Raw genomic sequence first — 22,722 nt, 5'->3', positions numbered from 1 at the left:
GCTAAGTGAAGCAGGTAGGCAATCTAAGAATTTTATAGGGAGATAGTAGATTTAGTCAGGAGGCGATCGCTTCTTTTGCGTTTTTCCAGCCGGCAAAGCTAGGTGGGAAACCTTGCACATTCTCATAACCTAATAGGTGCAGTGTCATTACCCCCATTGCTGATCGATAGCCGGAGGAACAGTACAGCACCACAGGGCGATCACGCGGAATTTGATCCAGATTTTGCGACAGGGTTCTTAGGGGAATGTTAATTGCGTTAGGTATATGCCCAGAACGATACTCAGCCGCTTCTCGCACATCTATTAGCATGGGCTGAGACTTTTTTAACAGGCTTTTTAACTCTTCGACAGAGGCGATCGTGTAGTAGCCTGCGGGAATCGACGTGAGAAAACTATCAACTCCCGATTCTACATTGGGGGATTCAGATAGAGTTTGCATCCTAGCTTGAGAGATTGATTCAGCCTGCGTGGGAGTTGCTGCTAGAGCTAGGTTGTGTCCAACACCAAGCAAGAGGCAAAAACACATAGCAAATCCTAGCAATATGGTCTGAATTGGTTTCTTAAATATCATATAATTTCGCAATTGTAAGAGAGGAAGTCAATTAATTATGGCGTTGAATATGTAGCCGATGCTGATAATACCAATGGTCATTAACCCGATAAATACGGCTAATAATTGGGGTCGCAGCACTTTTTTGAGAATCACCATTTCAGGAAGAGATAGTGCTGTTACCGCCATTATGAAAGCTAAAACTGTACCCATAGGCATTCCTTTATTTACTAAAGCTTCAGTAATTGGCATTACACCCGCAATATTCGCATAGAGTGGAACACCCAAAATCACTGCGATCGGCACTGCAAAGGGATTATTCGCGCCTGCATATTGGGTAATAAAATCTGTCGGCACATAACCATGAATCCCTGCACCGATCGCAATTCCACCCACCACATAAAGCCACACCGATCGCACAATTTCGCTGGATTGGAATCTTCCTTGCTCAAATCTTTGTCCCCAAGTTAACGCCACTGATTCTAGGTTGTCTTCCCCTTCTAGAGGTGTTGCTTGACGAGATTTTTGCAGTTCCCAAACAAATGGTTCCACCCATTTTTCTAATTTCAGGAGTCCGATGATGTATCCAGAAGCGATCGCTAAACCCACGCCAAAGCCAATATAGATCAGTGTCACCTTCAACCCAAACAATCCCCAAAGAAGGATAACAGCAACCTCATTTACCATTGGCGCTGCCATCAGATAAGAAAAGGTCACGCCTAAAGGTACACCTGCTTCCAAAAAGCCGATAAACAAAGGAACGGCAGAGCAAGAACAGAATGGTGTGACGATTCCTACCATTGCCGCCAAAATATTTCCTGCAAAAGTGCGCTTTCCTTCTAGCAAAGAACGAACGCGCTCTGGTTCTAAAAAGCTTTGAAATGTCCCAACAATAAAGCTAATTACAATCAGTAATGTTAAGACTTTTGGCACATCATAAAGAAAGAAATGCAGACTCGATCCTAAATGCGATGAAATCGACAAGCCCAATTGGGTGACAATCTGATTTGCCAACCAATCAAATGGATAAAATGGATCGAACATAACTTTGCCTCTTTAACGCTGCAATAAAGGCTGAATTTGTTCGGCACTGATTACTTGACCTTTGCTGACAACTTTGCCATTGATTATCATGGCGGGAGTAGACATCACACCTCGTTTAGCAATTTCGATTGGGTCGGTAATATGTAAAACCTCAGCAGTTAAATTGAGATTAGTTACAGCTTCTTTAGCATTTGCCTCTAACTGTTGGCACTTTTTGCAGCCTGTACCCAAAATTTCAATCTTGATAGCATTCATGGTATAACTCCTTTTTTGTATTTTTTAATTCAGTTCAGTTAACTGCCAGATTCTCTCTTTTGTTTTGCTCAAAATATAGCCCAGCAGCGCTATTACTCCCACTACCTATCAACTGACAGGCGATTGTTTGATTTCCTGAATGAATTGATTGAATACGATACAAAATATAACTGAAAATGAACGAGTTAAGCTCCATCGACTTTACCCGTCAATCGTCAACTAAATAGCGATCACTCAACATCCTTAACACCAGGATTGTTCTCCGGGAGGATTGTGCAGTAACTCCCGAATATTGGCTTCGATCACCCGATAGCCCACATTGCCGTTGAGTCTCTGCCGTCCTTCATTAAAAATTAGGGTGGGGCTGACTGTAACTGTATGTTCTTTGACTAATTCAAAATCCTGGGATAGCTGGGCATAAGCCTCACCGCTATCGATTTGAGCTTCAATCGCTGCGATCGGCAGTTTTAATTCCTCCGCAATGCCAAATTGCACTTTGCGGTTAGAAACATCTGCCAATTGGGTAAAAAACGCCTCCCGAAATGCCCAGGTTGCTTTTTCAAATACCTGTTGATTTCGCTCTACTAAATCCTTCGTTTCTAGTAGTTGAATCGCATGGAGAAACAAATGACAGGATGTGGATGAAGGTGGTGTAACCTGAGTCCAAATATCAGGATGAACGGTGATGTGATCGAACTTTTTCGCAACCTCCTGGACATGATTGCTGTATCCTTGCAATCCCCCTTTTTCTCGCCATCGGTTCTCCAGTTTTTCACGAGCAACACCAAAGACGGGGACAAAGTGCTGTGCGATGGCAATCTTGTCTTCAAAGGTTGTTTTCAACTCATCCAAACGAATTTGGGCAATATAAGCCCAAACGCAGAGAACATCGGAAAAGTAAAAAATACGAATCGGTTCCATATCACTTCATCCTTAGACCCACCAGGGCTTCTTTCCAGTGCGAGGATCAGTTTCCGTCCACGGCGAGATCAAAATGCTGTTATCGATTACTGCAACCTGGACAATCTTGAGCGGTAGAGGAGCCGGGCCACGCACCACCGACCCATCAGGGGCATAGCGGGAACCATGACAGGGACATTGAAACTGCTGATCCAAAGGATTCCAGGGGAAGGTACAACCAAGGTGAGTGCAGTTATCAACAAGCCCAATATGATCTAGGGTGTGATCTTCTTTCACAATCAGGTAGGTGGGTTCTCCTGCCAAACCTGCAACCAGGGCGCGGCTTTCCGGCGGTTCAGCCAGAATTTGCGAGGCGGGGATTTGTTTCCCTAGAATATCTTTAGCAAGAATAGCACCTCCCACTCCCGTTTTTTCGCCTGGAGCAATCAAGAATTTGGCAGCAGGATAGAGCGCAGCACCAGCAGTAACAGCGACGGTTGCTCCGGTAAGGAAGTTGAGGAGTTGCCGTCTTGATAGGGATGGACTTTCGAGTGAAATACTAGTATCCATTATGGATCTCCTTATAAAGTTGATGAGTGAATCCCTTTAAAGTTAAAGTTGCTCGTTGGTATGGCTGGTATGAATTCCCAGGAGGCTATAAAGACCGCAAAATCCTACTAAAGCTGTCACCAGCAATATGCTACCTGCAACGATAAGACCAATACCCAATCCTGTACTGCTGTAAGGGAAAAGTCCTAAATAAAACAACGCCGAAGCCAACAACAGACGGATCAGGCGATCTAACGAACCAACATTCGTTTTCATAACTGTAATCTCCAATATTGAATGGGCTACAAAACCCTTGGGAAAATCTTGAATGGGCTGCGAAACCCTTAGAAAACCCTTGGTGCAATTATGCGAGAAGCAACTCTCAAGGGATTGCAATTTTTTTCTTATCTTCTCTTTAATTATAACCCCTAAACTACTAGGAATTTTTAATATCAAGACTTATATGTTTCTAGTACAATTCATACAGTTTATCCAGTATTCAAACGTAATTTCAAACAACAGGATGTCATACTTTTTTTGTGATTAATTCTCCATAGCTAAAGCTAATTTGGAAATACCTATGATGAGTTCGGAAACTTTAGCGGCTCTCAAGCCCTATCTCAGCTTTTTTCACCCTATTACTATGTGGATATTGCTGGTCGTTGCGCTCTATGCGATGTACCTGGGTGTGCAAGTCCGACGGACGAGGCTGGCTGACGGAGATATCAAAAAAGAATTGGTGAAGGGTCGGTTTGCCATCCGCCATCACCAAATTGGTTCTATCCTCCTGGCATTGATGGTAATGGGTGCGATTGGCGGAATCACTGTTACCTACCTCAACAATGGCAAGATTTTGATTGGACCTCATCTGTTTGCTGGTTTGGGGATGGTGGGGTTGATTTCTACTTCTGCGGCGTTGGTTCCTTTTATGCAGAAGCATGACTGGGTTCGTAGCATCCATATTTCGCTGAACCTCATTCTGCTGGGATTATTTGGCTGGCAAGCTGTGACAGGGGTGCAAATTGTACAAAAGATTGTGAATCAAATGATGAAGAATGGTGCAGCATAAGTAGTATTTACCTTACGGAAGCAACGATTGATATCGGATGCCGATATCAATCGTTATTAGATATTTTGTCGAACGAGTGGACATTTTTATTATACTACTATATGGTTATACTATGAATTAGCTAAATTATTGTTGAGAACAAGCAATATGTTATTCCGACAACTATTTGACAGTGAAACAAGTACATATACTTACTTGATTGCAGATTTAGTCACGAAAACAGCGATTTTAGTTGATCCGGTGTTAGAACAGGTGGAGCGCGATCGCCAATTACTGCAAGAATTAGGACTAACTCTCAAATACTGCTTAGAAACCCATATCCACGCAGATCATATTACGGGTACAGCAAAACTGCGGGAAGCAACGGGTTGTTTGGGAATTGTCCCAGAGAATGCCCAAGCTGTCTGTGCAGATAGATTTATGAAAGATGGTGAAGTATTAGAATTAGGGAGCGTCAAAGTAGAGGCGATCGCTACTCTCGGTCATACTGATAGCCATAATGCCTATTTAGTTAACGGTACTCATCTACTCACTGGAGATTCATTATTTATTCGAGGTTGTGGACGGACTGACTTCCAGAGTGGTAATGCCGGGATGATGTATGATGCCGTCACCCAAAGGTTGTTCACATTACCTGACGCAACCTTAGTTTATCCTGGTCATGATTATCGAGGTAATACAGTTTCTACTATTGGCGAAGAAAAACAGTGGAATCCTCGGTTTGTGGGACATAACCGCGAAGAATTTCGCCAACTCATGGCAAACCTGAATTTACCCAACCCGAAAAAGATTATGGAAGCAGTACCTGCAAATCAACGCTGCGGTAATGTTGCTGCGTAATCAAATCAAACAACATCTCTGCGTTTAAAAATCTTCTTCACAGGTAAATAGTCATGACAACTTCTCATACACACAAATTACAAACCGTTGATGCTCCAACGCTCAAACAGTTGCTCCAGCAACAAACTATCACTTTGATAGATGTGCGCGAGCCATCTGAATATACCGGACAACATATTTTCGGAGCAAAACTGATTTCTTTGTCCAAATTTGATCCCAGCAAAGTTCCTCAAAATCAAGACACCCAAGTAATTCTCTACTGTAATTCGGGGAATCGCTCAAAAATGGCGGCGCAAAAACTATTTGATTTCGGATTTACAGCAGTAACTCATCTTGATGGCGGTATGACAGCTTGGAAAGCAGCAGGTTATCCCACCACAATTAACAAACAAGCCCCAATTAGTTTAATGCGGCAAGTGCAAATTGTCGCAGGTTCTTTGGTGTTTACAGGCACATTACTCGGAGCATTGGTTTCTCCTTGGTTCTTACTTCTGAGTGGCTTAGTGGGAGCAGGATTAATGTTTGCGGGAATTACAGATACTTGTGCATTAGGAATGCTACTAGCCAAACTTCCTTATAATCAACGGAGCAGTACATGACCTGGATAATTGGGCATTTACTAGCTGTTTGTATTGGGGTGAGTTTGGGTTTGATTGGTGGTGGCGGTTCGGTATTGGCTCTGCCAGTGTTAGTTTACGTTATGGGTGTACCGCCAAAATCTGCGATCGCTATGACTTTGGCGATCGTCGGGACTGTAAGTCTGTTGGGTATCATTCCTCACTGGCGAGCTAAAAATGTGCAGTTTAAAACAGCATTCATCTTCGGTTCTGCAACCATGTTGGGGGCATTTGTCGGGGTAAAAATTGCGATGTTACCTGTTGTCACCGAAACTGTGCAAATGATGCTGTTTGCTGTCATGATGTTGGTGGCTGCGGTGTTCATGATTCGTCGTAGTTCGCAAAAAGTAGCCGCAGATGATCAGTTAGCTTTGTATCCCCCGCCAGTTTGTAAATATTGCTGGTTGTGGTTAATCAGCGAAGGATTGGGTGTTGGGATATTAACAGGCTTAGTTGGTGTTGGTGGTGGATTTGCGATCGTTCCGGCTTTAGTGCTGTTGGGCAAAGTACCAATGAAAAAAGCGATCGGGACATCACTGTTGATCATTGTTTTTAATTCAATAGCAGGCTTTTTGAGCTACTGGGGACATATTTCTTTCAATTGGGAGTTAATGTTATCCTTTATTGTGGCGGCTAGTTTCGGCACCATTTTTGGTGCATACTTGGCGGAATTTGTTCCAGCAAATAGACTTCAGAAAAGTTTTGGCTATTTTTTACTGGCAGTTGCAACTTTAGTTCTATTCCAAAATCGCCATACGCCTCAAGCAAGCAAAGTATCAGAATATAACCCGAATATTCGTAGTCAACTATATGTTCCTAGTAGCAGTAATTCTACTATCGATACTATATAGTAATATAATAGAAGATATATAGCCATCATTTATGTTAGAAAATTCACCTGCTGCTCTTGGGCCAATTGCTGATTATTTTAAAGTACTTTCAGAAACTAGCAGGCTCCAGGTTTTGTGCAGTTTAAAAGCAGGTAGCAAAAACGTCTCAGAAATTATTGAAGCTACCGGACTGGGACAAGCGAATGTATCCAAACATTTAAAAATTTTGGCGCAAGCGGGAATTGTTCAGCGTCAACCACAAGGGGTAAGTATTTATTATGAAATTGTCGACCCTTTAATTTTTGAAATCTGCGAACTAGTTTGCGATCGCCTCTCAATTCGCCTAGAGCAGCAGTCAGCACAGTTAAAACAATTAGAAGCTTTTCGTAGCCGTTGAAATCACACACTGGGAGGAAGGATTCACCCGTTTCTTTAGATACAATGCACTTAGCTTTCTTGTTGAGGAATATTTCATAGATGTGTCCAGTTGGTGTTCGGACTAGTAACTCTACACATAACCTCGAAACTGGTGCAGCCAAGCTTTGGTTACTACTGGTAGGAGTCAATCAATATCAGGATGAAGGAATACCTTGCTTAAGTTATTCTGCACAAGATTGTCAGGGTTTAGGTGCAGCTTTAAGTACAGCAACTGAGGGATTTCCCCAGAAGGAATTACGAATTTATTGTGATTATAGTGAGCATTTACCTTTAGTAGAAAATGTCCGCAAAAGTCTTCAAGAAATTGCTGCTGCGACTCAAGCAATAGATACAGTTCTCGTTTATTTTTCTGGTCACGGAATGTTAGAACCATCTAGCCAAAAGGTGGTTTTATGTCTGCAAGATACTCAACAAGAAGATTTAGTTAATACTGGGTTGCAATTACAAGAATTATTGCAGATATTAGAAAATTGTGCCGCACAACAGCAGTTAGTTTGGTTAGATGCTTGTCATAGTGGTGACTTAACTTTTGTCGGGGCAAAGGGAGATAAAAATGCTTTACTAAATTCAACACAAGAATTAGTAGAAATTCTGCGTCAAAGGGCGGCAAAAAGAAAGGGATTTTATGCTTTATTGTCTTGCGATCGCGGCCAGCAATCTTGGGAATTTCCCCAATTAGGTCACGGAGTTTTCACCTACTACTTAATTCGCGGATTATTAGGAGAAGCCGCAGATGCTCAAGGTATTATTGAAGCAGATGGATTATACCGATATGTTTATCATCAAACATTAGCATATATAGATAAAGCGAATCAACAGTTACGGGTAATTAATCAACTAAAAAAAGGTAGAGGAGACAATCAAATTCATTCAGAATATACTTTGCAAACACCAAAACGAATTGTTGAAGGTGTGGGGGAGGTCATTTTAGGATTGAAACCAAATCAAAAAGGAATAGCACTTCACCCACGACAAGGTTTAATAGTAGACGGAGTTGCTCAAATTAAAACTGCTTCGGCTTTAATTAAAATACTCAGTAACTCTGGCAACTTTGAAATTAATTATTGGACTGGGCGCGGCAATAGTACAAATTTAGATGTCCGCAAAGCTATTCAAAAGTGCTTACTCTCTGAATCTTTTTCTGAATCACCCAAAGAATATCAAATCAAAGAAACAGCAACTATATTTTTATATCTGCGCGGACAAATTCAAGAAACAGCCAAGGGTGAGTCGGTATTAGTTCTGGCTGATGATACCGTCATCAATCGTTCTTGGTTAAGAAAACAATTACGTTTGTGTAAGTCACAACAAATTATTATTTTAGATTGTCCTTTTTTAGAAAGTAATATCCGTGATTGGGTAGAAGAATTACAAATAGGAACAGATGCAGGGCAATGTTTAATTGCCTGTACTGCGCCACCGAATGATAGTGAAAAATTTGCGGCTACTTTGTTAGAAATATTCATTAAATCTAGTGAATATTCTGGGCTAACGGCTGCTGGTTTAATTACACAATTGCAAATAAATTTAGCATCTACAGAAGTTAACTTATATTTTTGGTTATCAGGTTCCCAAGGCATTATTGAAGTTTTTCCCGAACAAAATTTGTTGGTTAATGAAAAATTTGATCAACCTACTGAAGATATAGACGATTTAAGTTCATCTTTAGGGATAGATTACTCTCAATTGCGAGATTTATTGCAAGCCGGAAGATGGTTGGAGGCGGATGCAGAAACCACAAATCTGATGTTAAAAATAGCTGGGAGAGAACAGCAACGCCATCTTGATTTGCCGAGTTTAGAAAATTTAGCTTGTGCTGATGTACTGACTATTGATCGCCTGTGGGTAAAATACAGTCACGGGCGCTTCGGCTTTAGTGTCCAGTATCGCATCTGTCAAAGTATTTCCGGTATAGCATCTGATCCAGTATTATCTTTGATGCTGGGTAGTACGAAAGTTGCAGCAGCCGAAACTTGCATTGATTTTGCCAATCGTGTCGGCTGGCGGTTAAAAGATGCTTGGATAAGTTATGACAACCTAACTTGGTCTGAGGATGCTGCAATGGGACATTTGCCGTTTTTTGGCTTTTTTGAGTCAGTTTGGCGAGTCAAAGTCTTAGGTGTTTGGGAATGGCATAGTGCGATCGCTACAGCTAATTGGTGGCAATTATCCGTTAAGCTGTTCTCACGGCTAGAAGCTTGTCAAACTACCAAAATATAAAATTACATCTGACGGTTACTTAGTAGTAACTGCTACTGCATCATGATCAGGTACAATCTTTTCCAAATTTCGGAGCAATGGCAAACTAAACCCCGCTATCCCTACCAAAGTCATACACACCGAGCAAATTACGTACAACATCGCAATTCCTCCAGCAGTCCCAGTCCCGAATATTCCCCCCAAAATACCTACCATGCTACCTCCCTGACGAAATGCAGGGATAAACACTTGATCTGATAAGGGGCCAGCAATCAAAACGCCAGCAGCTGAAGCTAATTGTAAAAGCAAAGAGCGTGCAGCAAAAACCCGTCCTTGCACATGAGGAGCTACTTTCGCTAACCAGATTGCATTATCGGCGCTACCACTGACGGTAAAACTTAAAGAACACAAAAATTGTGGAGGAATCCATACCCACATGGTTCGACCTAAACCAAATACTACTTTAGTTAAACCAACACCTATCATTCCGAGTAAAATACCCTTAATTTTGTCTTTGAAACCTCCCCATTTATTCACAATTAATGCTCCTAAAACACCACCAAACCCTGCGGCTGTGATTAAGTTACCCAGCACTACAGTGTCATCACCTGTGCGTGCGAGAATCATGGGTATATAAAGTGAACCTCCTAGGTCGTGGGCAAATAAAAATAATAAGTTAATTACTAATAGCAGGAGGAGACTTTTGTGAACATTCAAGTAGCGTAACCCATATCCCATATTTTGCCAAAAATCTTCATGTTGTTCTTCTATTTCGACAGGTTGGGGAATAGGTAGAAATAGAATACTAGAAATGGCGATAACAAAAGTAGAAATATCTATTAGCCAAATACCAAATAAACCGATTACTTGATAAAAGTATCCGGCTAAAGCTGGTGCAATAATGATTGCACTATGATTGGATAAAAACTCAAGACTGCTGGCGCTAGTATAGTGCTGTTTGGGTATCATTAATGATACAGATGCGGAGTAAGCCAGATATTGAACTTGACTAAAAGTACCTACAAAAGCTGCCGCTACATAAAGATGCCAAATTTGTAAGGAATTGTTGATATATAAAAATAGGAGAGTAATTGTTGCGAGGACGGCAACAGTATCACCCAACATCATCAATAATTTCCGGTTGTAACGGTCTACAATTACACCACTAATTGGAGTAATAATAATACTGGGAAGTAAGCCAAAAAAGGCTACTAGCGCGAGAGTCGTAGCTTGTCCTGTAATTTGCCATGCCCATATCTCCAAAGCAATGCCGGTCATTTGGCTACCAATACCAGAAACTAGTTGACCTACCCAAATAATGATAAAATTCCGCAGACTGTTGTTAGTTGGTTGTTCTGACATTAAAATTCTTAGGGTTATGGAAAATAAAAAAATATGGTTTTTCTAATAGATACTTGGAAGTTTTATCAAGTTACTTATTTATTTTTAAAATGACCTTTTGTTAATATATACAGGACTTACGCACAGGCTACGGAAAATCGAACCACAGAGACGCAGAGGTCACGGAGAAATGAGAGTTTGAGAGGTGTTTTGCGTAAGTCCTAATATACTTGTCATTTTTATGTTTTTTACAAGTTGGATTTCACAACTAAAGATATTGGATTTATCTACTTAAATGTTAAACAAATAAATTTGTCTACTATGAGTTACATTTAACTGATTGTTTATAACGAACTTAAGTTAGATACTTTTAAATGTTTGGCTAAATTTTCTAGTAAAATAGATTGGGATGAGTGTATAAAAAAGTGGTCGCCGGAAAATGTTTGCAGTTGGAATGAATTTTGGGAAAGCGATCGCCACTCTTCTAACTCCTGAATACTTACTTCCTGGTCTTCTAATCCACCAAAAGCAGTAATTGGACATTCCAGTGGTGTTGCTTGGTTCTGTTGAGCGTAAATATACGTTTCGGCAAGTGTAAAATCTGCCCGTAACATCGGGGTCAATAGCTGCATTAATTCGTCATTTTCTAATACTGAAGCAGGTGTACCATTTAGACGACGAAGCTTTTCTTGAAATTCATGTTCTGGTAGGGCGTGGATCGGTGGTTTTGATAATGGGATTTGGGGAGCGCGACTAGCAGAAACAAACAAATGAGATGGTTTTTTACCATACTCTTCACTCAGATGGTAAGCCAGGGCAAAACTGATCAATGCACCCATGCTATGACCGAAAAAAGCAAATGGTTGATCTAAATATGGCAATAACATGGGAGCGATCGCCTTCACCAATGGTTCCATTTGCGTAAATGCAGGTAATTTCATCTGCTTTCCACGTCCCGGAATTTCTATTGGGCAGACTTCGACATTCTGAGGTAAGCTTGAAGACCATGTCCGAAAAATTAAAGAGCTACCACCTGCGTAGGGCAAGCAAAATAATCGTAAGTTAGCCTGATAATTAGGTTTAGGACAAGTAATGTAAGAGTTGAATGTTTGCATAGTCTTCATAATCCTCATCCTCAATAGTAATTTTTGCAGGGTTGTTGATGCTTTGTTAGCGCTGGATTTGAATACAACATCAGATAACCTTGAGCATTTAATTTGGCTATTAATGAATCTAAGTTATCCATAAGTCCAGCTATTCTGAAGAAAATTTTTTATTGCTGTTAAAACTGCTGATAAAACTTGTGTCAGACAAACTTGTTATTATCAAAAATAGTTATGAAAAAGTATTAATTAATCCCAGATTGTACGTACCATAAACTAGTATAAATTCCATTAAGTGCGAGTAAGTCCTCGTGCTTACCCTGCTCAACGATTTGACCGTCATCCATCACATATATGCAATGACTGTGGCGAATTGTGGAAAGACGGTGAGCGATCGCGATCGTCGTCCGATTTTGGGTAATCATCGCCAAGGACTTCTGAATTGCGGCTTCCGTTTCATTATCCACCGCGGAAGTCGCCTCATCCAAAATCAAAATAGGTGGATCTTTAATAATGGCACGAGCGATCGCAATTCTTTGTCTTTGTCCGCCCGAAAGCTTCTGACCGCGTTCGCCAACAATAGTATCGTATCCTTGGGGTAGTTGGAGGATGAATTCATGTGCCTGAGCTAGTTTGGCCGCATGGATGATTTCTTCATAACTTGCATCAAAGCTACCATAAGTAATATTTTCTGCTACCGTACCGTGAAATAAAAACACATCCTGACTCACCCAAGCAATACAGCGCCGCAGTTCGCCTAGTTGTAACTCCCGAATATCGATACCATCAACCAGGATTTGTCCGCTTTGGATTTCGTAAAAGCGTAGTAGTAGTTTAACTAGGGTACTTTTACCAGAACCAGTTGCACCGACAATACCAATATTTGCGCCGCTGGGAATGTGCAATGATAGGTTTTTTAATACATTGGTGCGATCGTTGTATGCAAAGGTAATATTTTTCAGTTGCACTTCGCCACGTACTGTTTCTAATGGTAAAAGACGGTTTCCTGTAGGAATAGCAATGGTTGTATCTAATAACTCCATGACTCGTTTAATCGAAGCCATTGCCCGCTGATACTGATCCATGAGGGAACTTAATGTTGCAAAAGGCCACAGTAATTGCTGCACAATAAACACCATAAAGCCGTAAGTTCCCACAGTTAACTGATTATTTGCCACTGCAACACCACCAAAAAATAGGGTAGCGGTGAACCCTGTGACTACTACAAAGCGAATCGCGGGGAAAAAAGCAGCAGAAAGGGTAATGGCATGACGATTACTACGAAGATAGGCTTCACTTTCAAATAAGACACGTTCTCTTTCATAGGTTTCGGCGGTGAAACTTTTAATAGTGGCAATACCTGAGAGATTATTTGCTAAACGACTATTGATCAATCCGGCTTTGTCTCGTACATCTGCATAACGGGGTGCAAGTCGTTTTTGGAATGCTAATGAACCCCAGAAAATAAAGGGTGTGGGTAGGATGGCTAAAGGAGCTACATTAGGGGCAATGATAATAAATGAGCCACCTACGAATAAAACTGTAGTGATAAATTGCAGAATTTCTACTGCGCCAGAATCTAAAAATCTTTCTAATTGGTTGATATCGTCATTTAATATTGATAAAAGGTTCCCTGTGGAATGTTCTTCAAAGTAGCTTAATTCTAGTTCTTGTAAATGGCTATAGGCATCAAGACGTAACTCATGCTGCATAGTTTGGGCAAGGTTACGCCATCGGCGATCATAGATAAATTCAGATAGTGATTCTAAAGTCCAAATTAATAATGTTAATAATGATAGAACTGCCAGCTGTCCAATAGTATTGGTAATGCCAATTTGAGCAATGATGGAATTTTCTTGTTCTACAACAATATCTACTGCTATCCCAATTAAATAGGATGGTGCAAGGTCAAAGATAGTATTGAGAATAGTAAATGTTGTCGCCACCCATACTTGAGGACGGTAGTTTTTAGCGTAGTGTAATAAACGTAGGAGAGGATGCTGTTTAGTTACTGGTAAAGGGGTCATGGTAAATGCCTAATTTACAGTAAATAATTAATCATGAATTATGTGTATTGCTGCATTAATTTAAGGAATATTTACAAGATATTTGTAGAGGTCATCAATTATTCTATTAGCTCCCATCGCCCCCCCAACGCTCCAATTTACCTTGTATACCTGTTTATTTTTAACAGCTTTCAGTTTTGACCAAATAGGCTTTTGTAGGAAAGATAAAGAATCAGGATTTGCTGATTTAAAATCTTTACTCAAGTGTTCTGTCATAATAAATAAAATATCTGCATCGTATTCTGGTAAAACTTCAATACTTAATGTTAAATCAAGTTGTTTTTGATTTTTCTGAATTAGTGGCAACCCAACGTCACTCAAAATTTGCCCATAAGTAATAAAATCTGCTCTGTAGCTATAGAAAATATCTGCCGAACCTGCCAGATGAATTACAGATATCGTTTTTGTTTCTAATTTTTTCCCTAATTGCTGTCGTAATTTTTGGATACGATTTTGATACTGAGTCAGGAGTTCTTCGGCGCGATCGCTCTTTCCTAATACCTGGGCTACATATCTTAATCTGTCTTTGAAATTGTACATGGTGGGAAAATCGATTAGTACAGTAGGTGCGATGCTGGAAAGGATTTTATAAGAACTCTTGAGCCATGTTAATCCCAAAATTAAATCTGGTTTTAAGCTGAGGATTTTTTCTAGGGAAGGTTGACTACCAATATTTCCCACCACAGGAACTTCAGCAAGTAAATCGCTGGGTATACCTCGAAATTTTTCCTCACATTCCCGACAATACGCAACACCGACAGGCTTTATACCCAAAGCCAGTACAGAATCGAGAATTATATTTTCTTCTAATACAATTACTCGCTGCGGTTTCAGGGGAACTTCAACTTCACCTAAAGTATTATTAACGGTTTTTGTTTCTATTTGGCTTTTTTCTGACTGGGGTATGTTGTGGTTACAAGCAGCGATCGCTAAAACCACAACTATTGTCAGCAAGAATCGTAAAAATTTGCGCTTATGCAACATCTTCTGATGTTTCCACAAGCTACACAAGCTAGAGAAAACTGTCTTGACAACCCAAACAAACCGAGCAAAAGTTAAAAGGCAAACACCTTTAACAACTATTAATAATAGCATAATTGTACTCATAGTTCTTTCGCTCATTGCTGGCAGTGTTATTCTTTAACTCATGTTTAGCAGGTTGTCCAAAAGAACAATGCTGTGTTCAGGCAAGTTACTATTCCATACAGGAAAGCCGGGTTTTATTGATTCACAAAAAACATTAACATGTCAAAAGTTGAATATATTTAAAACTCCCAGGAAACTGTACCTGATAAGGTTAAAGGATCACCTCGCAGTGCAAAATCTCTATTGGTAACAGAAACAAAATAATCTGTATCAAACAAGTTTTTCACATTCAACGCAACACGGAGCCTATCTCGGCGGTAAAAAATGCTGGCATCGGTGCGTAAATAACTAGGCACATCAAATGAATTGTCTAAATCTCCGACGCGATCGCCAATATAAAATAATCCTAAGCCAAACCCCAGTCCTCTTAAATCTCCTGAAGAAATTTCGTAAGTTGTCCAGATATTAAAACTGTGTTCAGGGACATTAGTTAAACGATTACCAGATGTATAAGTATTATCTTCAAGAATTTCGGCATCTGTGTAAGCATAACCAGCAAAAATCTTCCATCCTGGTAAAACTTCTCCAGTGATATCAAATTCTATTCCTTGACTACGTTGTTCACCAGTTTGAATAGAAAAACGTGCATCATTGGGATCTGGAGTCAACAGGTTGGAACGTGTCAAGTTGTAAAGAGAAAGAGTCGTGGAAATTCGCTCATTCAACTCTGTCTTGATCCCAACTTCATACTGAGTACCTCGTTCTGGTTGAAATAGACTACCATCCGCTGCTCTACCGTCCGTGGGGTTAAAAGATTCGCTATAACTGGCGTACAGTGAAATCGGGGGAATCGGTTGATAGACAATTCCGACACGCGGTGTAAATGCGTCACCTGCTTGAATATCCGTTGTATTGCTTAAAGAATTACGATTTGTTTGTGTGAATAAATCAAATCTACCACCTAGTAAAAGCTTGAAGTTTTCAGCAAATTTAATCTGATCTTGAATATAGATGCCCAGGGTATCTGTTAAACGAGAACCATCTTCATATACAGCATCAATTCGACCGACAATTGGCTGACGATAAGCGGGATTATAGATATCCAGTGGACTTAGTAGTGCTAGATCGATGCCGAAATTATTAAAGTTATCAAATCGGCTCATATTTACACCGAATAATAACTGATGTTCAATTGAGCCAGTAGAAAAGCGTCCCGATATATCTGTTGTCAGGTTATAGATATTAGAATCGCTCTCTGAATTATAAGTACTACGATTTGCAGTGCGACCATCAGCGTCAAGACCAAGAAAAAACGATTGATTGTTATCAAAATTACGCTCAAAAGTGACACGAAAATCATTTCGCAATGACCAATTTGGGCTAAATCGATGCTCTAACCGATACCCTAGCCTTGTGGTTTCGATTTGAGTATCACCTTCTGGTTCATACACTGTGCGATTGCGAGGAATCCGACGACCATCTGGCCCAGGTAATACCGTACCTACAGCTGGTAAAACCACAACTGATCGAGAATCAATTGTTCTATTGGAATATTCACCCTCAAAAGTCAAAGTTGTATTTTTGCTGAGTGCTGCACTAATGGCTGGGGCGATAAAGAATGAGCGATTATTAATAAAATCAATGTAACTTCCAGCATTTTGATATGCCAAATTGAGACGATACAGTAACGTCTTCTGATCATTCAAAGGCCCAGTGAAGTCGATAGCACCTCTATATAATGAATAACTTCCAACTGTGGCTTCTACCTCATAAAAAGGGGTCGCCTGGGGTTGTTTGGTGACAATGTTGACTGTGCCACCTGGGTTGCCTAAACCGTATAGTACTGAAGCTGGGCCTTTGAGAACTTCTACCCTTTCTACATTGTATAAATCTCTGGTTTCCGTCAGGGTACGATCTGGCAGTCCGTTATTGAGGACGTTACCAGTAAAAATCTCGAAACCTCGAATTGTAAAAGAATCTGCTCTATCGCCAGAGCCTCGTGTAGAGTTCACACCAGTCACATTTCTCAAGGCATCACCTAAGCGAGTGGCTCGTTGCTCTCGCAAGATTTGTCGGGGAACAACCTGAATCGATTGGGGAATATCCCGTAGTGGTGTATCGGTTCTAGTTCCCACAGAGGCTTCTGGTACTCGATATTCATCTCGTTCTCCTGTTACTACCAATTCAATTGGTTCATCCTGCTGTGCTGCTGGTTGTTCTTGGGTTGGTGGTGTTTCACTTGTTGGCTGTTCTGGTTGAGGTTGTGTAGCAATTGCCGCAGGTGTCAACGCCAAAATCAAACCTTCATCACCGTCAAATAACTCAACAGTTGGTAATCCTGTTTTACCTGCTATGCTTACCCGAATCGTATTGGCATCAAGGTTTGTCACCGTGATCTCACTAATTCCCTCAATCGGATTTTCCGAACGGAATGTGAACGCATCACCACTGGGTAAACGCAGTTGGGCATTGGGAATATCTGCAATAAAGTTATTTTCAGCACTACGATTGGTAACTTGCAGTTTTTCCCCTTGAGTAGTTTGTAATATTATTTCCACTCCTGTGCGAGAGGGAATAGCTTGCACTTGTGTGACTTCAATGAGACCCTGCTGCTCAGGGGCATTAGTTGGTGCTGGCGACTGCACTAACATTCTAGTGTCAGTGCGGGAACTCTCTATTTCATTAATTTGGGGAATTCTAGAACCTGTTTCTTGTTGTGTCTTTGCAGATGTAATTTGTCTCCTCTCCACATCTTGCTGCTCAGGTTTTTCTCCAGCCCATACCGATGAAACCGCAATCACACTCAAACATCCCGAAAGACTGATTAAAAATGATAGATGGACACTAGCAGATAAACACCAACGCTTCATAAGTTTCTCACACAGCAATTAAAGCTTTTGTTGCTAATTATTTTTGATAGCTATAAGGTGTAGTTTAGAAAAGTTGACTACGGCGTGTCTATCTAAAAAATGCCATTTACTATCCAAAAACTGCCTTTTTACCTGCCAAACACTGACTGGGCGTGATGCCATACTGGCGCTTAAAGGCTGCTGCAAAGTTACCCAAGTGTCCATAGCCTACCAGATTTGCCACTTCTGACACTTGACGATCGCCTTGACGTAATAACATTTCTGCTTTTTGTAACCGTTGCTGTGTCAAATAACCTACTACAGTTGTGTTAAAGATTGCAGAAAAACCTCTGTGGAGAGTACGAACGCTAACTCCTACTTGCTGCGCTAATTCCGAAAGCGATGGCGGATGCTCCAGTTGTGTGGTCAAAATTTCTTGAGCGTAGTGGATACGGGCAATTGTTTCAGGTTTCAGCCCTGGTGTATCATGAATTGGCTTTTGCTCTGTTGAGATCCAATCCAAGTGCATTGCTACTAACTCAAATACCTTCGCCTGAAGATACATCCGCCTTGCTGAACCGCGATAGGGTGTATTCCAAATTTGTTGAGCAAGCGATCGCATTGCCGGTTTTACTGTGGGATAAAATGATATTTTCCAGTCTTCCCCTTTAAACAGCAAATTTTGAATATCAGGACTGTATTGCCCATCCTCAAGCAAAAACGAGTTTAGCAATTCTGGCTCAATCTCTACATTCACGCAAGTTAAACGCTCTCCAGCGCAACACTTTTCAATGTAGCCAGGCGAAATTCCACTACCTGAAAAGTAGCTATGGGTACCACCGATATTAGGGTGAACATTATCAAAGTAAAGCAAGCCTGATAGAAAAATCGAAATCTGTATCCGATGGTCGTGAGCTGGTGTTTTCACCATCAAGTCCTGGTGATATTCGCAATCCAAGAAATCTAACCACACCCCAGGCGATAGTTTCATGCTGCGATTGTAGCCCCTTCCCAAAATTTCCGGCACACCCTCAAGCCTCTCAAAGCTATCCAGTACGAGATTCTGAACCTGGGGTTTAGGAGCCTGTTGGCACAGTTCGTCAAAGTCTGATTGGCTGAGGATGAGTGTCATGCTAGATTGAGCTAAATGCCAGTTTTTATCAATAAATTTAACTTTCGGTTGATTGATGGGGTGCTGACAGTTAATCAGAGACTACGAACTGTTACCCACAACATCAGAGACGTATATGCACCTTGCCATGATCTGTATTATGGTGAGGCGAATAGCATAATATTTGACTCTTCAAAACTTTTCAAACAACCTCTTAGCTCAACTTTATCCATTTTCTTGATGAGTCATGATAAATATAGGCGATCGCTAAAATTATAAAGTAAATTTTTAGACTATATCCTGTATTGAACTAACTGATTTTATTATTACCATACATTACGACTAAGATAATTATTAATTTAATTGGGCGTTGTTGCATGAATAAGTAAAATTTACCATTTTCTTTATTCATAAACAACGCCTTGTGGTCAAGACAGCCGAACTTCGATGTGGGTACTTACTCAGTAATCAAGCAGATATGTTGCAGTTTAACTTAACTGACAGCTTGGAGTTTATTCACTACAACCGCATCAAAATCAGTACTCATAGATACTTCCTTCCAAGCATCTACGTCTGCTCTCATAAACTCCAATGCCTCTTTAATCGCTTCTACTGTATCTGCTCCCAATGCCAATCTCATTGGTGGATGATCGCTATCAGCTACTTGAATAATTGCTTGAGAAGCTTTCTTCGGATCACCTATTAACCCTCCATCAATCAGTTCTTGCACACTCTGACGTATGCCCTCAATCAATGGTTGATAGTCTTCAATTTGAGTTTCAGTTAAGGCAAAAGAACGTGTAAAAAAGTCTGTACGCAGCCCGTTAGGTTCAACAATTGTCACTTTAACGCCGAACGGTGCAACTTCGTTAGCTAAAGAACCAGAAATTCCTTCTAGTGCTAGTTTAGTACTGCCATAAATTCCCCCACCAGGACTAGCTGCAAAGCAAGCAATTGATGAAATATTAAAGATGTGTCCACTACGTTGCTGTCGCATATATGGTACTACTGCCCGGAGCATTTCTAATACTCCAAAAAAGTTGGTTTCAAACATCCGACGAACAGCTTCATCGCTAATTTCTTCAATGACTCCTGCAATCTCGCATCCAGCATTGTTGACAAGTACATCAATGCGTCCAAACTTGGCAATTGCTTGTTTTACAGCTTCTTGGACTTGATCGGGTTTTGTAACATCAAGTTGTACTGCTAAAGTCTGACTCGGAAACTTTGCTGCTAAATCTTCTATGTGCTGTGGATTTCGTGCTGTTATAACTACAGTTTCACCTTGCTCAAGAACTGTTTCGGCTAATGCTCTACCAAGACCACTAGAACAACCAGTAATCAACCAGACTCGTGTTTGAGAAATAGATGAGGATACCATGATAATTCTCCATTTATAAACAGATGTAAGTATTAACTTGCTAGATAGCAAATTTTGCCAAAATGCAAAACCTTTCTAGTACTCAACAATACTAAATTTGATGGCTAAAACAACAAATCACAAAGAGGCAAAGTAAAGACGAAAAGAAAATAAATTTAAGGTTGGATTTGCCTATCAAAATTAATATTGTGAACTACTAGACTGATTGACGCTCAAATGATTACCTCCTTGACTATTTAAAATTCTTGATTTTTCCACGGTTAATTCAAAGATAATTAACATAAATAAAATAACTGTAAATAGTATTGCAAAATATCTAACTTTGACAGAAAAATTTTTAGAAAATAAGAGGATGATTTTGTTGTTACTCAGTCATTTTTTTCACTTCGATAATTTAATCAACCTGAATTAAATAGCTAACACGATACTGCTTCACTGCTGTTAGTTGCATTTCTGTTGCCGAACTCAAGGCACTTATAACCTGACCACAAACTTCGACTCTGGCTTGATAAGCACCAGATAAACTACTATCTGGAGACACATAATTAATACGTACTTCTGCCCAATCAGCATCTTCTACCAGCACTTGTCCAGCTTTCAAATAGTCCAGCCAATTCCAACCCAATTGCATCCAAATTTCCCGTTCGACAATTTGCTCATATTTACTTAAACCTGACCATCCTCGGTAGAATTGACGCAACCCAAAAGGAGAATCATTTCTATTGACTAGTAAATCAAGGGCTTCCGCTTCTACATGTCCCCAAAAACACCCTTGGGGTAAGTCAGCTAAGGTAGGAGCGAATTGATGACCACCAAAGTGAGTAGTTTGCCATACTCTTAATTTACCGTTGGAGACAGGAGCATATTCTTTGCGTAATCGTCGATATAGCGGATTACCAAATCTGCCACAGGCAAGGTCTACTTGAGCATGAGTACAAACCATGAGTTCACGAATATGACTAGTTTGTTGCTCATATTGCTGAAAGTTTGATAAATCATGGGGCTGTTGCATCAATTGTTGGAGTATTGCTGTTATTAACGCAATTACTTCCTCATCTGGAACAACAAACTCCTGCTTTTCAAATTGAGAAAATAGTTTGGCCGGACGACAGTAATACAGTATGCGGGTAAAGCCAGGTTGGGAGTACTCGCGGTCAGGAGCAATTACCATCGGCCGAAGCTTAATCTCATGTTGCTCAAAGACCTCATAAAACAAGCCTAATAATGGCTTGATTTTTGGATGTTCCTCATAAAGGTCTTGGGGCCAAGGCTGGGGAATTTCTATAATCAGCCAATAGTTACAAGTCTCTGCTGTCCCAATTGGGTCTTCTTTGTTAGCTTTAGATACTAAGGAGCAAAAACGACATTCAGCGACGGAAAGTATATTACTCGGTTGAGTTTGCATATTTAATTAATAATTCACTTTGCAGACGAGTTATGTCATTTTGGATGATGAATAAGGTTCAGTTCCGCTTATTTGTAATGTATCTGAATCTGTGGAAAAATGAAATTGGGAATGGACAACAAGCAAACATTTATATTTCCAAAATACTTGGGAATAATTTAATTTTTTAATCCAACATCAAATTTCATAGTCTTTATTAGCTGTCCAAAAAGAATCTTGTCATAAAAGTATTGGTGTGGTAGCAATCTTTTCGCTAGATAAAAAAGCTGATCTTCCAACATTCCCAAAATAGAACTTGAGATAAAATATTGTCTTTTTAGTTTACGAGCTTCTAAAACTTTTAAGATGAAATCTGCAAAGATTTCGCATGGTTCACCGTTACGGTTTCCATGTTCAATTTCTTGTAGATCCATTCTACAATATTTATCATATAAAGCTTTGGTTTCTGGGGACATATTAGCAAAAGTTCTTTCATAGCTTTCCTTAACTTTTTTATAAATATCTGTCTTAAATGCACCAGACAAAATAGAGGTAACTTCAATCCCAGAAGAACATAATTCTATGCGTAAAGAATCAGTAAATGACTCTAGGGCAAATTTAGAAGCAGATAAAAGTCCAAAGTATGGCAGGGCTATTTTCCCACAACTAGCACTGATGTTGATAATGCGGCCTTTAGCTTTTCGCAGCATTGGTAAAAATGCCTGTGTGACAGCAATATGCCCAATAATACCTACTTCAAAATTCAATCTGACATCCTCTATGGGAACACACTCTAAAGGGCCATAAGCTATACCACATGGATTGTTGACTAATCCGAGTAGTCCTTGCTCACCAACTGCTAATGCCACAAATTCAGATGCGGCTTTAATTTGTGCTTGATTTGTAATATCTAAGATTATGGGAGTGAGCATACCAGATGCTTCTTGTTTTAGAGATTCAGCATCTTTTTCTGTACGAACCCCAGCAAAAACTTGATATCCTTGTTTGTCTAGTAAAAGTGCGGTAGCTCGACCAATACCTGCCGAAGTTCCTGTTATTAATACTGCACCTTTTGTACTTTTTGTCATCACTAATTCCTCGGTAGTTGAA

The 22,722-nt window shown here is 40.2% G+C and carries 21 protein-coding genes; 6 read left to right on the top strand and 15 right to left on the bottom strand.

The window, feature by feature from the left end; genetic code table 11:
- Nucleotides 1-55: 55 nt before the first annotated feature.
- The 6 genes from NOS7107_RS17515 to NOS7107_RS17490 form a co-directional block, all read right to left on the bottom strand.
- Nucleotides 56-571: a rhodanese-like domain-containing protein gene (locus NOS7107_RS17515; protein ID WP_044500103.1), complete on the bottom strand. Its 516-nt coding sequence runs from the start codon at nucleotides 569-571 to the stop codon at nucleotides 56-58.
- 27 nt (nucleotides 572-598) lie between these two features.
- Nucleotides 599-1,594 (bottom strand): permease, encoded by a 996-nt coding sequence (locus tag NOS7107_RS17510; RefSeq protein ID WP_015114285.1) that lies wholly within the window; start codon nucleotides 1,592-1,594, stop codon nucleotides 599-601.
- Between the two features lie 12 nt (nucleotides 1,595-1,606).
- Nucleotides 1,607-1,849, bottom strand: a complete 243-nt coding sequence (locus NOS7107_RS17505) for a thioredoxin family protein (RefSeq protein ID WP_015114284.1) — start codon at nucleotides 1,847-1,849, stop codon at nucleotides 1,607-1,609.
- A 243-nt stretch (nucleotides 1,850-2,092) separates the two neighbouring features.
- Nucleotides 2,093-2,770, bottom strand: coding sequence for a DsbA family protein (locus tag NOS7107_RS17500; protein ID WP_015114283.1), 678 nt, complete (start codon nucleotides 2,768-2,770; stop codon nucleotides 2,093-2,095).
- 12 nt (nucleotides 2,771-2,782) lie between these two features.
- Entirely contained in the window at nucleotides 2,783-3,319 is a 537-nt protein-coding gene (gene petC / locus NOS7107_RS17495) for a cytochrome b6-f complex iron-sulfur subunit (protein WP_015114282.1), read from the bottom strand.
- A gap of 42 nt (nucleotides 3,320-3,361) precedes the next feature.
- Nucleotides 3,362-3,574: a DUF2892 domain-containing protein gene (locus NOS7107_RS17490; protein ID WP_015114281.1), complete on the bottom strand. Its 213-nt coding sequence runs from the start codon at nucleotides 3,572-3,574 to the stop codon at nucleotides 3,362-3,364.
- Nucleotides 3,575-3,881: 307 nt separating this feature from the next.
- On the opposite strand from NOS7107_RS17490, the gene NOS7107_RS17485 reads away from it, so the two are divergent.
- The 6 genes from NOS7107_RS17485 to NOS7107_RS17460 all read left to right on the top strand — a co-directional run bounded on the left by NOS7107_RS17485 (nucleotide 3,882) and on the right by NOS7107_RS17460 (nucleotide 9,312).
- Nucleotides 3,882-4,367 carry a DUF4079 domain-containing protein gene (locus tag NOS7107_RS17485; protein WP_044500100.1) on the top strand — a complete coding sequence of 162 codons (486 nt, stop codon included), beginning with the start codon at nucleotides 3,882-3,884 and terminating at the stop codon, nucleotides 4,365-4,367.
- 147 nt (nucleotides 4,368-4,514) lie between these two features.
- On the top strand, nucleotides 4,515-5,207 hold the full coding sequence (locus NOS7107_RS17480; RefSeq protein ID WP_015114279.1) for an MBL fold metallo-hydrolase: 693 nt from the start codon (nucleotides 4,515-4,517) through the stop codon (nucleotides 5,205-5,207).
- A gap of 53 nt (nucleotides 5,208-5,260) precedes the next feature.
- Nucleotides 5,261-5,806 carry a rhodanese-like domain-containing protein gene (locus tag NOS7107_RS17475; protein ID WP_015114278.1) on the top strand — a complete coding sequence of 182 codons (546 nt, stop codon included), beginning with the start codon at nucleotides 5,261-5,263 and terminating at the stop codon, nucleotides 5,804-5,806.
- Entirely contained in the window at nucleotides 5,803-6,675 is an 873-nt protein-coding gene (locus NOS7107_RS17470) for a sulfite exporter TauE/SafE family protein (RefSeq protein ID WP_015114277.1), read from the top strand. Before NOS7107_RS17475 ends, NOS7107_RS17470 begins: the two co-directional genes overlap by 4 nt.
- A 31-nt stretch (nucleotides 6,676-6,706) precedes the next feature.
- Nucleotides 6,707-7,051, top strand: coding sequence for a helix-turn-helix transcriptional regulator (locus NOS7107_RS17465; protein ID WP_015114276.1), 345 nt, complete (start codon nucleotides 6,707-6,709; stop codon nucleotides 7,049-7,051).
- 80 nt (nucleotides 7,052-7,131) lie between these two features.
- Nucleotides 7,132-9,312, top strand: a complete 2,181-nt coding sequence (locus NOS7107_RS17460) for a GUN4 domain-containing protein (protein ID WP_015114275.1) — start codon at nucleotides 7,132-7,134, stop codon at nucleotides 9,310-9,312.
- 15 nt (nucleotides 9,313-9,327) lie between these two features.
- On the opposite strand, the gene NOS7107_RS17455 is transcribed toward NOS7107_RS17460, so the two are convergent.
- The 9 genes from NOS7107_RS17455 to NOS7107_RS17415 all read right to left on the bottom strand — a co-directional run bounded on the left by NOS7107_RS17455 (nucleotide 9,328) and on the right by NOS7107_RS17415 (nucleotide 22,700).
- Nucleotides 9,328-10,653: an MFS transporter gene (locus tag NOS7107_RS17455; RefSeq protein WP_015114274.1), complete on the bottom strand. Its 1,326-nt coding sequence runs from the start codon at nucleotides 10,651-10,653 to the stop codon at nucleotides 9,328-9,330.
- A 323-nt stretch (nucleotides 10,654-10,976) separates the two neighbouring features.
- Nucleotides 10,977-11,756, bottom strand: a complete 780-nt coding sequence (locus NOS7107_RS17450) for a thioesterase II family protein (RefSeq protein ID WP_015114273.1) — start codon at nucleotides 11,754-11,756, stop codon at nucleotides 10,977-10,979.
- A gap of 224 nt (nucleotides 11,757-11,980) precedes the next feature.
- Nucleotides 11,981-13,762 (bottom strand): ABC transporter ATP-binding protein, encoded by a 1,782-nt coding sequence (locus NOS7107_RS17445; RefSeq protein ID WP_015114272.1) that lies wholly within the window; start codon nucleotides 13,760-13,762, stop codon nucleotides 11,981-11,983.
- Between the two features lie 60 nt (nucleotides 13,763-13,822).
- Complete coding sequence (locus NOS7107_RS17440; protein ID WP_253274451.1) at nucleotides 13,823-14,896, bottom strand: iron-siderophore ABC transporter substrate-binding protein; 1,074 nt, start codon at nucleotides 14,894-14,896, stop codon at nucleotides 13,823-13,825.
- Nucleotides 14,897-15,066: 170 nt separating this feature from the next.
- On the bottom strand, nucleotides 15,067-17,757 hold the full coding sequence (locus tag NOS7107_RS17435; RefSeq protein ID WP_015114270.1) for a TonB-dependent receptor: 2,691 nt from the start codon (nucleotides 17,755-17,757) through the stop codon (nucleotides 15,067-15,069).
- A gap of 109 nt (nucleotides 17,758-17,866) precedes the next feature.
- On the bottom strand, nucleotides 17,867-18,868 hold the full coding sequence (locus tag NOS7107_RS17430) for a helix-turn-helix transcriptional regulator (protein ID WP_015114269.1): 1,002 nt from the start codon (nucleotides 18,866-18,868) through the stop codon (nucleotides 17,867-17,869).
- 472 nt (nucleotides 18,869-19,340) lie between these two features.
- Nucleotides 19,341-20,228: an oxidoreductase gene (locus NOS7107_RS17425; RefSeq protein ID WP_015114268.1), complete on the bottom strand. Its 888-nt coding sequence runs from the start codon at nucleotides 20,226-20,228 to the stop codon at nucleotides 19,341-19,343.
- A 394-nt stretch (nucleotides 20,229-20,622) separates the two neighbouring features.
- Nucleotides 20,623-21,633: a sucrase ferredoxin gene (locus NOS7107_RS17420; protein WP_015114267.1), complete on the bottom strand. Its 1,011-nt coding sequence runs from the start codon at nucleotides 21,631-21,633 to the stop codon at nucleotides 20,623-20,625.
- Between the two features lie 158 nt (nucleotides 21,634-21,791).
- Complete coding sequence (locus tag NOS7107_RS17415; protein ID WP_015114266.1) at nucleotides 21,792-22,700, bottom strand: SDR family NAD(P)-dependent oxidoreductase; 909 nt, start codon at nucleotides 22,698-22,700, stop codon at nucleotides 21,792-21,794.
- Between the last annotated feature and the right edge of the window lie 22 nt (nucleotides 22,701-22,722).

It is taken from the genome of Nostoc sp. PCC 7107, assembly GCF_000316625.1.
Lineage (GTDB): Bacteria > Cyanobacteriota > Cyanobacteriia > Cyanobacteriales > Nostocaceae > Nostoc_B.
This window is presented reverse-complemented; position numbering and strand designations above follow the sequence as displayed.